Origin of the sequence: Pseudomonas sp. (assembly GCF_050739655.1) — a bacterium.
Lineage (GTDB): Bacteria > Pseudomonadota > Gammaproteobacteria > Pseudomonadales > Pseudomonadaceae > Aquipseudomonas.
This window is the reverse complement of sequence record NZ_JBOIBY010000318.1, coordinates 1-9,693: the sequence shown is the minus strand read 5'-3', so window position 1 is coordinate 9,693 and position 9,693 is coordinate 1. Positions and strand designations below refer to the sequence as shown.

Annotated in this window: 7 protein-coding genes and 2 pseudogenes; 2 read left to right on the top strand and 7 right to left on the bottom strand. The window is 61.6% G+C overall.

What is annotated here, in order from left to right; all coding sequences use genetic code 11:
• Window positions 1-216: 216 nt before the first annotated feature.
• Window positions 217-846 (bottom strand): response regulator transcription factor, encoded by a 630-nt coding sequence (locus ACRESJ_RS15605; protein ID WP_431758702.1) that lies wholly within the window; start codon window positions 844-846, stop codon window positions 217-219.
• 272 nt (window positions 847-1,118) lie between these two features.
• Between ACRESJ_RS15605 and hpaC the strand changes: the two genes are divergently transcribed.
• Window positions 1,119-1,631, top strand: a complete 513-nt coding sequence (hpaC, locus tag ACRESJ_RS15600; RefSeq protein WP_431758701.1) for a 4-hydroxyphenylacetate 3-monooxygenase, reductase component — start codon at window positions 1,119-1,121, stop codon at window positions 1,629-1,631.
• A 172-nt stretch (window positions 1,632-1,803) separates the two neighbouring features.
• Here hpaC and ACRESJ_RS15595 read toward each other — a convergent pair whose 3' ends face one another.
• The 6 genes and pseudogenes from ACRESJ_RS15595 to ACRESJ_RS15570 form a co-directional block, all read right to left on the bottom strand.
• Window positions 1,804-2,817, bottom strand: coding sequence for a phosphotransferase enzyme family protein (locus ACRESJ_RS15595; protein ID WP_431758700.1), 1,014 nt, complete (start codon window positions 2,815-2,817; stop codon window positions 1,804-1,806).
• 9 nt (window positions 2,818-2,826) lie between these two features.
• A complete protein-coding gene (locus ACRESJ_RS15590; protein WP_431758699.1) occupies window positions 2,827-4,104 on the bottom strand; it encodes an aspartate aminotransferase family protein in 1,278 nt (425 codons plus the stop codon).
• The gene (locus ACRESJ_RS15585) at window positions 4,097-5,410 is read right to left on the bottom strand and encodes an amino acid permease (protein ID WP_431758698.1); all 1,314 of its coding nucleotides are present in this window, start codon (window positions 5,408-5,410) and stop codon (window positions 4,097-4,099) included. Before ACRESJ_RS15585 ends, ACRESJ_RS15590 begins: the two co-directional genes overlap by 8 nt.
• Window positions 5,411-5,872: 462 nt before the next feature.
• A pseudogene (locus tag ACRESJ_RS15580) lies at window positions 5,873-6,472 on the bottom strand (methyl-accepting chemotaxis protein); the annotation flags it as partial.
• Between the two features lie 255 nt (window positions 6,473-6,727).
• Window positions 6,728-7,780, bottom strand: a pseudogene (locus tag ACRESJ_RS15575) (HAMP domain-containing protein); the annotation flags it as partial.
• A gap of 386 nt (window positions 7,781-8,166) precedes the next feature.
• Window positions 8,167-9,489 carry a hypothetical protein gene (locus ACRESJ_RS15570; protein ID WP_431758697.1) on the bottom strand — a complete coding sequence of 441 codons (1,323 nt, stop codon included), beginning with the start codon at window positions 9,487-9,489 and terminating at the stop codon, window positions 8,167-8,169.
• Window positions 9,490-9,505: 16 nt separating this feature from the next.
• Here ACRESJ_RS15570 and ACRESJ_RS15565 point away from each other — a divergent pair.
• A partial coding sequence (locus ACRESJ_RS15565) for a hypothetical protein (protein ID WP_431758696.1) occupies window positions 9,506-9,693 on the top strand: 188 nt, incomplete at its 3' end.

The following is a 9,693-nucleotide window of genomic DNA, read 5'->3' as shown; positions in this document are numbered from 1 at the left end:
CAAGTATCTCCAGTGAACACGGAATTTGTGTTCGACGGTGATCCTGTGGGAGCGGGCTTGCCCGCGATGGCGGAGTGTCAGTCACCATTGATATTGGATGTGCCGGCCTCATCGCTAGCAGGCTAGCTCCCACATGGGATCTTCTGTGAACACAAACACTGTGTACGACAGGAGACCATTGTGGGAGCTAGCCTGCTAGCGATGGCGGTCGAGTGATCAATGCCGCGCCGGCTCATCCACCGGCAAATGCAGCACCTCGCGCACCAGCATGGCGATGCTGCTCACGCCCATCTTTTCCTTGATCTTGGTGCGGTGCACATCAACGGTTTTCACGCTGATATTCAGCTCCCGTGCGATCACCTTGCTGGCCTTGCCATCGATCACCAGCATCAACACTTCACGCTCGCGGCTGGTCAGCAGGGCCAGCTTGCTTTGCAGGTTCTGACGCTGCTCCTGATCGGCCTGGGCATGCACGGCGGTCTTGAGTGCTGCCTGGATGCGATCGATCATCTGCTGCGGGTTGTAGGGCTTCTCGACGAAGTCCAGCGCACCGTTCTTCATGGCCGTGACTGACATCGGAATGTCGCCATGGGCCGAGACGAAAATGGTCGGCAGGGTGCTGCCGCGCTGGTTGAGGATTTCCTGCAACTGGAAACCGCTGGTTTCCGGCATGCGCACGTCGAGCACCAGGCAGGCGGGCTGCTTGGGGTCATATTGGCTGAGGAACTCGTCTGCACCGGCAAAGCATTGCGCCTGCACACTGACCGACTCCAGCAACCATGCCAGCGAGGTGCGCAGGTCTTTGTCGTCGTCGACGATATAAACAATCGGTTTGCGTGTTTCCATCGGGGCTGCCACGAATTTTCTATTTATTGTTTTCGCACGCGAACGCGCGGCGCACGTTGGCTCATCTTTCTGGAGCCTGCGTTTTAAAGCTAATGTGCAGAATACCCACTGTCGCCGGCCCATGCGATAAAGAAACCACCTAGTCGACTAGCGGAAACCCAACCTCACCATGGGGATCGTCGCAATGGTTGCGCCGCGCCCCGGGCCTTAGTCTAGCTCCATCACCTACGGACCGCTTTCGTCGCGGTCCTCCTGAAGGAAGGGGCATCGACATGGCCGACTTGAGCCAGCAGCAAATCGACTTTCGCAACGCCATGGCGCAGCTGCCTGCTGCGGTGAACATCATCACCACCAACGGCCCTGGCGGTCGTTGCGGCATCACTGCCAGCGCCGTTTGCTCGGTGACCGACTCGCCGCCCACCGTGCTGGTCTGTGTCAACCGCAACAGCGCGACCCACGATGTGTTCCGTACCAACGGCCACCTGTGCGTGAACGTGCTGTGCGGCGAACAGGAAGAACTGGCCCGGCATTTCGCCGGCATGACCAAAGTGCCGATGGACGAACGTTTCGCCTGGGACCTGTGGGACGACGGCAATGCCGACGTGCCGGTACTGCGCGACGCGCTGGTGCAGTTGGAAGGGCGCATCAGCGAGTGCAAGGAAGTGGGTTCGCATTCGGTGATGTTCGTGGAGCTGACGAAGGTTGGCGTGCGCGAACCGCGTGACAGCCTGGTGTACTTCAACCGCCTGTTCCATCGCGTGGACCACGCTGCGGCTGCTTGCTGAACACTGGTTTCCTGCGGGATCGGTCGATCGTTCCCACGCTCTGCGTGGGAATGCAGCCCGGGGACGCTCCGCGTCCCAGAATCCAAAGCCGAACGCAGAGCGTCCGTTGAGGCATTCCCACGCAGAGCGTGGGAACGATCATGTATCAGCACCTGCTAGCGATGGCGATGTATCAGCCCTGCAGATAGGCCCGAGCCAACCCGCAAGCCCGCTCAATCAGCATCGGCGCCATTTCAATCGCGGTCTGCGTGCCCTGGCGGGTGTGAATCCAGCCCAGGTACGTAGTGCCGCGCAGCAATAAGAACAGCGCCAGCGTCTGGCGGTCAGCTTCGGTCAGCGGCTTGATCGCGTGATAGCCCTCAAGCAGCGCGGCCTTGATCTGCTCATAGCGTGGGTCGTCCAGGCAGAAGTACAGCGCGGTCGCCAGCTCGAACATGTGCCAGCCAAACCCGGCATCGTCGAAGTCGATCAGACGCAGGCGTGGGCCTTCGATCAGCAGGTTCTCTGGCACCAGGTCAGCGTGGATCATGCCGAAGTTGCCCAGATGCCGACCGTAATGGCGCAAATCCCGCCGTGCCCTGCGCCGGGCCTCTTGCAGCAGACCCCGCTGCTCGTCACTCAGCTGCTCCAGCTCCCAGAAGCGCCCCCAGAACGGGTTGGCGCCGATCAAGCCTTCCTCGTCCCAGGCATGCCGGACGAACTCGTCCGGTTGCTGCCAATGCGCCGAATGCAGGTGAATGCGCGCCGCAATCGCACCGGCCTCCTTGAACAGAAAGTCGATCTCGGTATCGGGCTGCACCCCGGCTTCCGAGGTGCCAGCGGTCGCACCGGGTAACCAGACGAGCATGTCGACATGGCGATCACCAATCCCGGCATGGCTCACCTCAATCAGATGCCGCTCATCCTGAGCGCGAATGATCTGCGGCACGGTGATCCCGGCGCTTTCCAGTGCTTCCATCCATTGCAGTTCCGAGCGCAGCGCCGCTTCGCAATGATAGCCATTGCGATGGATGCGCAGGGCCACGCGTTGGCCGTCGTGACGCCGGGCGGAGAACACCGCGTTCTCGCGGTATTTCACCAGTTCGATGTCGGCGAAGTCGCCTTCCCAATGCTGCAGGGCCTGGCGTGCCAGATCGTGCAGGCGAGCCACCTGCTGGTCGTGGCTCAAGGTGTGAAATTCGGTCATGGCAGTGCCTCAAATCGCGCTCAGGGCGTTGTCCAGGGTGTCGACGAAGAGGTCCGCGTGTTCACGGTTGAACACCAGGGGCGGGCGCAGCTTGAGGATGTTGTCGCCGGCGCCGATCTTGCTGATCAGCACGCCGTTGTCGCGCATGTCGTTGACCACCTTGCGCGCTTCCAGGCCAGCGGGCTCCTTGCTCCTGTGATCGCGTACCAGTTCCATGGCAAAGAACAGGCCTTTGCCGCGAACATCGCCAATGATCGAATGCTTGTTCGCCAGCCCCAACAAACGCTGATGCACATAAGCGCCGACGCTTTGCGCGTTGTGCAGCAATTGCTTGTCTTCAATCTCATCCAGCACCGCCATGCCCACCGCTGCCGCCACGGGCGAACCGCCGAAGGTGTTGAAGTACATGGCGTTGCGACCGAAGGATTCGACCAGCGCCTTGTGGGTGATCAGCCCGGCCAGCGGGTAGCCGTTACCCATGGGTTTGCCGAGGGTGACGATGTCCGGCGTCACGCCGTGGGCCTGGTGCCCCCACAGGTGATCACCGGTACGACCGAACCCGGACTGCACCTCATCGGCGATGAACAAACCGCCCGCCGCGCGGATCAGTTCTGCAGCCTTGGCCACGAAACTGGCCGGCACACGCGGCAGGCCTTCGTTGGCGAACAAGGTGTCGATCAACAGCGCTGCCGGACGAACACCCTGGGCCTGCATCGAGGCAATCGCGGCGGCGATATTGGCCGCGTACTCATTGGCCAGTTGTGCTTCGGTGGTGCCCGCCGGTGCGTGGTACAGGCATGGAATCGGCACAGCGCGGGCATGGGCGGCGAACGGTTCGGGCGAGGGCAGGGCGGTGGTGACTTCGGCCAGGGACGCCGAGTTACCGTGGTAGTTGTAGTCGCTGATGATGATGCCGGTGCCGCCGCTGGCATAACGCGCCAGGCGCAGCGCCAGTTCGTTGGCCTCGGTGCCGGTGCAGGTGAACATCGCGGTGTCCAGCGGCTGGGCGAAGGTGGCGGTCAGGCGCTCGGCGTAACGCACAACCTGCTCATCCAGGTAGCGGGTGTGGATGTTCAGGGTGCTCGCCTGGCGGTGCATCGCTTCGACCACGCGCGGGTTGCAATGCCCGACGCAGGGCACGTTGTTGTAGACGTCCAGATAGCGGCGGCCGTCGACGTCGATCAACCAGACGCCTTCACCGCGTACCAGGTGCAGCGGTTTGTCGTAGAACAATGGCGAGGCGCTGCCGAGCACACGGTGGCGGCGTTGCAGGAGAGTGTCAGGCATGGTTTGGAGCCTCGATAGCGGTGCTGCGACGGGTGCGCAGCAGGAAGTTGAAAATGCACAACACGAAGGTGACGCCGAGGGCGATCAGCATCTTGACGTCAAGCTGGAAGCAGGCGGCGATCACCACCAACGTCAGGGCCAGGCCCAGCCAGGCGACCAGTTTTCCGCCGATCAGGCTGAACGGGCGTGGCAGGTCAGGCTGGCTGCTTTTGATGCGCAGGTAGGCGCCGAAGATGAACAGGTAGCAAACGTTGAGCAGCAGCACGACCGCGAGCATCACGGTGGCTGGGTCGATCTCGGACATCGGCAGGCCGATGGCACCGATCAGCAACAGCGCCGGATAAGGCGTGCCGCGTTTGCCGGTCTTGCCCAGCCATTGCGGGAACAGGCCATCACGGGCCATGGCGAACAGTTGTCGGGACGCGGCGTACACCAGGGAGAAGAAGGTGGCGATCAAGCCGAAAACGCCACCGCAGCCGATGACCTTGGCCAGCCACGAGTTTTCACCGAAGGCGCTGTTGCTGGACATCGCCGCGTACAACGGGTCGCCCGCCGAACCTACGAGCTCAACGCCGCCAGCACCCGGTGCGCACACCAGCACCACCAGTGCAGTGACCAGCAGCGTGCCAATGGCCGCGAGAATGCCGCGGGGCATGGTGCGGCCGGGGTCAGCGGCTTCTTCGGCTGCCGAGCCGGTTTGCTCGACAGTAATGAACAGCCAGATGGCGAACGGCACGCAAGCGAAGATGCCGCCGAGGCTGACGGGTGTGGCGACACTGGCCGGCAAGGTCAGCAGGTTGGCCAGTTCAACATGGGGCGCCATCGCTACACCGAAGGTGAGCAGGGCGGCCACGGCGATCACGCCGGCAATGAACGTCAGGCCCATGGCCTCGCCGACACCGCGCAGGTGGATACCGACGATCACCGCGAACAGGGCGATCTTCACCGGCCAGCCACCGATGCCGAAAATCGACTCGGTGTAGGCACAAATGAAGGTCGCCGCCGCACCAGTGCCAATGGTCAACGCCAAAGCGCACGCGACACCCACCAGATAACCCACGAACGGCCCGAACGCGGTTTGCGCATAGACAAACACGCCACCAGCACTTGGCAATGCGGTGGAAAGTTCGGCCACGCATAACGCCAGACCGCCGCACAGCAGCGCCATCAACAGCGTGGCGATCAGCATGTTCAACCAGCCACCGGCCGCCAACCCGAAGTTCCAGCCGGAAAACTGCCCAGCCACCACCAACGCAATTCCGAGGCCGGCAATCTTAGGCCAGCCCAACGCACTTTTCTTAAGCACAAACGTCTCCCGCGACCCGAAGGCCGATTTATTGTTTTTAGTGAGAAATGGAGGGTTACAGCGTTGCTTTGCGCCCACTCGCTGGGGCTGTCCCGATACTACGCCCGGGCTGCAACGCGACATGTTTGCGTGTGTGCCAGGTGGTTGGTTGTGGGTGCCAGATTGGCAGCGGTGTGTCAGGTGTCTTGATGGAGAATGTGCCGGCCTAATCGCTAGCAGGCTAGCTCCCACAGTAGATCTTCTGTGAACACAAAATCTGTGCACGACAGAGGACCACTGTGGGAGCTAGCCTGCTAGCGATGACGGAGTGTCAGTCACCATTGATGTTGGATGTGCCGGCCCCATCGCGAGCAAGCCCGCTCCCACAGTTTTGATCTGTGTCGAACACAAATTCTGCATTCATCACAGATCCCCTGTGGGAGCGGGCTTGCCCGCGATGGCGGTCGTTCAGGCAACATCAACCTAGATCCGAAAACTCCCCACCAACTGATTCAACCGCGCCGCCTGTTGCTCAAGCTCGGTACACGCGCGCAACGTCGCTTGCAGGTTTTCCACGCCTTGCTGGTTGAGGGTGTTGATCTGGGTGATGTCGACGTTCAGGGCTTCGACCACGGCGGTCTGTTCCTCGGTGGCGGCGGCGACGGACTGGTTGACGTTGTCGATCTCGCCGATGCGCTGGGTGACGCTGCCCAGGCGTGAGCCGGCGAGGTTGGCGATGGTGACGCTTTCTTCGCTGTGCTGTTGGCTTTCGGTCATGGTGGTGACCGAATCCCGGGCGCCGATTTGCAGTTCCTCGATCATCTGCTGAATCTCCAGCGCCGAGGTCTGGGTGCGCCCGGCCAGGCTGCGCACTTCGTCCGCCACCACCGCAAATCCACGACCGGCTTCACCCGCCCGTGCCGCCTCGATGGCGGCGTTGAGTGCCAGCAGGTTGGTCTGCTGGGAGATGCCTTTGATCACTTCGAGGATCTGCCCGATGTTCACGGTCTTGCCGTTAAGCACTTCGATGTTGGCGCAGGACGCACTGATCTTGCCGGACAGTTCGTTCATTACCTCGATCGTACGCTGCACCACCTGACGCCCGTCTTCGGCCTGTTGCCGTGCGGCGGAGGCTTGGTGGGAGGCGTCGGACGCGTTGTGTGCGATCTCCTGGGCCGCAGCCCCCAGCTGGTTGATCGCGGCGGCAACGCTGTTGGTGCGGCTGGATTGATCGTCGAAATTGCTCAGCGACGAATTCGACGCATCCAGCACACGACGTGCGCCCTCATTGACGCCCAAGGCCGCCGACGACACCTCGCGAATCGTCTGGTGGATGCGTTCGACAAAGCGGTTGAAGGCTGTCGCCAACTGGCCGATCTCATCCCGTGATTGCACTTGCAGGCGCCGTGTCAGATCGCCTTCGCCCAGGGAGATATCTTCCATGACCCGGGTCAGCACTTGCAGTGGCCGAGTGATGCGTTGCGCGGTGTACCCGATCAGCAGCAGGCCGAGCAGGGCCGAGCCGCCGCCGAGCAGCAGCGCCAGCGCAGTGCTTTGCGCGCCCTGGGTATCGAGTTCCTTTTTCAGCGTCGCGACCGGTGCCAGCAGCACATCCTGCGGCACGCCCACCAGCACGCCCCACGGTGCAGCGCCGGCTATGGGTGACAACGGTTCTAGAACCTTGATCTGCTGCGTGTCGACAAATACCTTCGGCTGGCCCTGACCCAAGGCGCTCATTACCTCGGCGTTGTCCATCGGCTGTCCGAGGCGATTGACGTCCTGGCTGTTGGCGGAGATCACGCCACGGGGGCTGACGATGCTGATCTGACCGTGGCCGTCGAAGAGTTCAAGGGCACTGGCTTCACTGTTCTTCTGCAACGCGGCGAGGTTGATGTCGAGGCCGACCACGGCGATGACCTTGCCGTTTTCCAGCAGCGGGAAAGCGACGCTGGTCACCAGTTTGCGGCTGCCGGAAGCGTCGTCGAAATAGGGCTCCAGCACGCAGGCCTGGCGGGTGTCGCGGGCGCAGGTGTAGAACGCGTTGTAGGGCGCGCCGCTTGGCCCCGGCTCAGTGTTGGCGAGCAGGCCTTCGTCGCCGATCACCGCTTGCAGTTCTCCGGGTTTGCTCTGTACCCAGTACAACGAGAAGCGGCCTTTTTCGTTGCTGCCAAGGTCCGCCTTGTCGGCGAAACCGGCGTCGTCGCCGTCCAGAGCGTCGGGTTCAAAAATGACGTAAAGCCCGAGCAGGTCGGGCTTGTCATTGAGGGCCTGATGAAGCTGGGTGCTCAGCTCCTGGCGAAGTTGTTGGCGGGTCAAAGTCCCCTGATGCTGAAGTTGTCGCAGATACAGCAAGTATCGCGATAACCCCTGGCCGAATTCATGGGTCTGCATGAAGGTGCGTTGCACCTGCATGGCTTGCACCCTTCCCAGCGCCTGCATGTGTTCCTTGGCCGCACTGGCGAGCATGTCGCTGCTGGCCTCGGCCACTTGCTGGCTGCTTTTATGGGTCTGGTAGAACGACAACCCCATCAGCATGCCCACTACCAACAACAGGCAGAGGCCGGCGAGCAGGGCGATTTTGCTCTTGATCGTGAGGATTTTTTTCTGCATGGGAATGCCTTTTTCCATGGGGGCAATGCTGATCGAAACGCGACCTTTGTAGGAGCGAGCTTGCTCGCGAGAAACCTGCAGGCACCGCGACCATTCAGGGAGCTCGCGGCATCGTTAACGTTTTTCGCGAGCAAGCTCGCTCCTACAGGATTGGCGTGTTGGCCGAATCAGAAAGTCGTGGCGAATATCAGCTGGCTGTACAGGTTCTTGTCGTTGTTGCCCAACTGCGTGCCACCCTGATCGGCGCTCTTGTCCGGCTGGAACAGACCCACCAGCGGCATGATGCTCAGGTGGTCGTTGACGTGCCATTCGGCATAGATATCGGTTTCATGACCATCGGCATTGCCCAGGTTGCGGTCGATGGTATCGAAGTTGAAGTACATCGCGCCGACGGTCAGGTTCTCCAGTGGGGAGACGGTGAACTTGAGTTGCTGGATGCGCGAGTTGCTGTTGAACGGGCCTGCATAGTTGCCCGCCACTTCACCCTGGAACCAGGTACCGAAGCCACGGCTGAAACCGTAGAACAGCGTGTCGTAGTTTTCCGAGAAGCGGCTGTAGCGATAGCCGGCATACGGCGTCCACGGTGCTTGGGAAAAGGTCCAGCCGGCTTCCAGGTACCAAGCGTCTTCGCTTGAGGTGTGGGGCTTGTCCTGCTTGGCGTATTCGCCGGAGAGGAACAGGTCCTTGACCCCGGCATTGCCGGTGGCGCGCAGGCTGTAGGTTTTCATGCCGTCGCGTTCCAGCTGGATCGGCGAGGCGAACTCTTCGTCGACGTCGGTGGTGTCGATGTAGGTCAGGCCGACCGTGCCGGCTTCGGCCACGTGCTCCAGGGTGCCGACGTACATTTCGGTCTTGGCCTGGGCGCGGTTATTGGACTTCAGCCACATCAGGTCGCTGCGCCAGCCTTCCTTGCCACCGATGCGCAGGATGGCGGTTTCGTCGAAGGCCTTGCGCGCGGCCAGCCAGTAAGCGCCGCCACGGTTGAATTCGCCGTCGGCAATGCCTTTGCCCAGGTTCAGGGCGTCGCCGTTGATCAGGAAACCGTCGCCGATCATGATGTTCTGGCGACCGAACGAGAGGTCGATGCCGTCGGCACCCAGCACCGGGAACAGGTCCGCCGAGCGCCAGCCCAGGTAGGCGTCTTCGAACTTGGTGGTGCGTTCCGAACCATCGGTGAAACCGGCGGCATCGCCGTCGCCCCAGGTGCCGGAACTGAGCATGTTGGCCGCACCGTAAGCGGTGCCGGCGCCGGCCAGACCCTTGTCGAAGGCCAGGCCGTACTTGATGTAACCCTCGCGCCACGACGACGAACCTTCATCGAGACGACCCGACAGGGCGTAGTTTTCCTGGCTGTGGAATACGCCGAAAACCGCTTCCAGGGTGGCATTCAGGTGAGTGTCGCTGTCTGAGTACAGTTCGTAGGCTCCGGCCTGCCCGGCACTGATCATCAGCGCGAGCGTGGAAAGTCGAAGCAAGGGAGACTTGAGCATGGCATGACATCCGTTCTTGTTCTTGGAGCGCAGGTTTGCGGTCTTTTTAGATACTAAGGGCCGCTTTTTTTTTGGCCTTTTGCCTGTTTGCCAATTAGTTGGTTGTGCATGCCAGATTGCATGGCAACCTGACACCACCCACGACCCACGCCTGTTCTTTGTAGGAGCTGCCGAAGGCTGCGATCTTTTGGCGGCCTGCAAATC

Coding starts and splice junctions, on each gene's coding strand:
- ACRESJ_RS15605 (WP_431758702.1), bottom strand. CDS start 846: ATGGAAACACGCAAACCGATTGTTTATATCGTCGACGACGACAAAGAC.
- ACRESJ_RS15590 (WP_431758699.1), bottom strand. CDS start 4,104: ATGCCTGACACTCTCCTGCAACGCCGCCACCGTGTGCTCGGCAGCGCC.
- ACRESJ_RS15595 (WP_431758700.1), bottom strand. CDS start 2,817: ATGACCGAATTTCACACCTTGAGCCACGACCAGCAGGTGGCTCGCCTG.
- hpaC (WP_431758701.1), top strand. CDS start 1,119: ATGGCCGACTTGAGCCAGCAGCAAATCGACTTTCGCAACGCCATGGCG.
- ACRESJ_RS15570 (WP_431758697.1), bottom strand. CDS start 9,489: ATGCTCAAGTCTCCCTTGCTTCGACTTTCCACGCTCGCGCTGATGATC.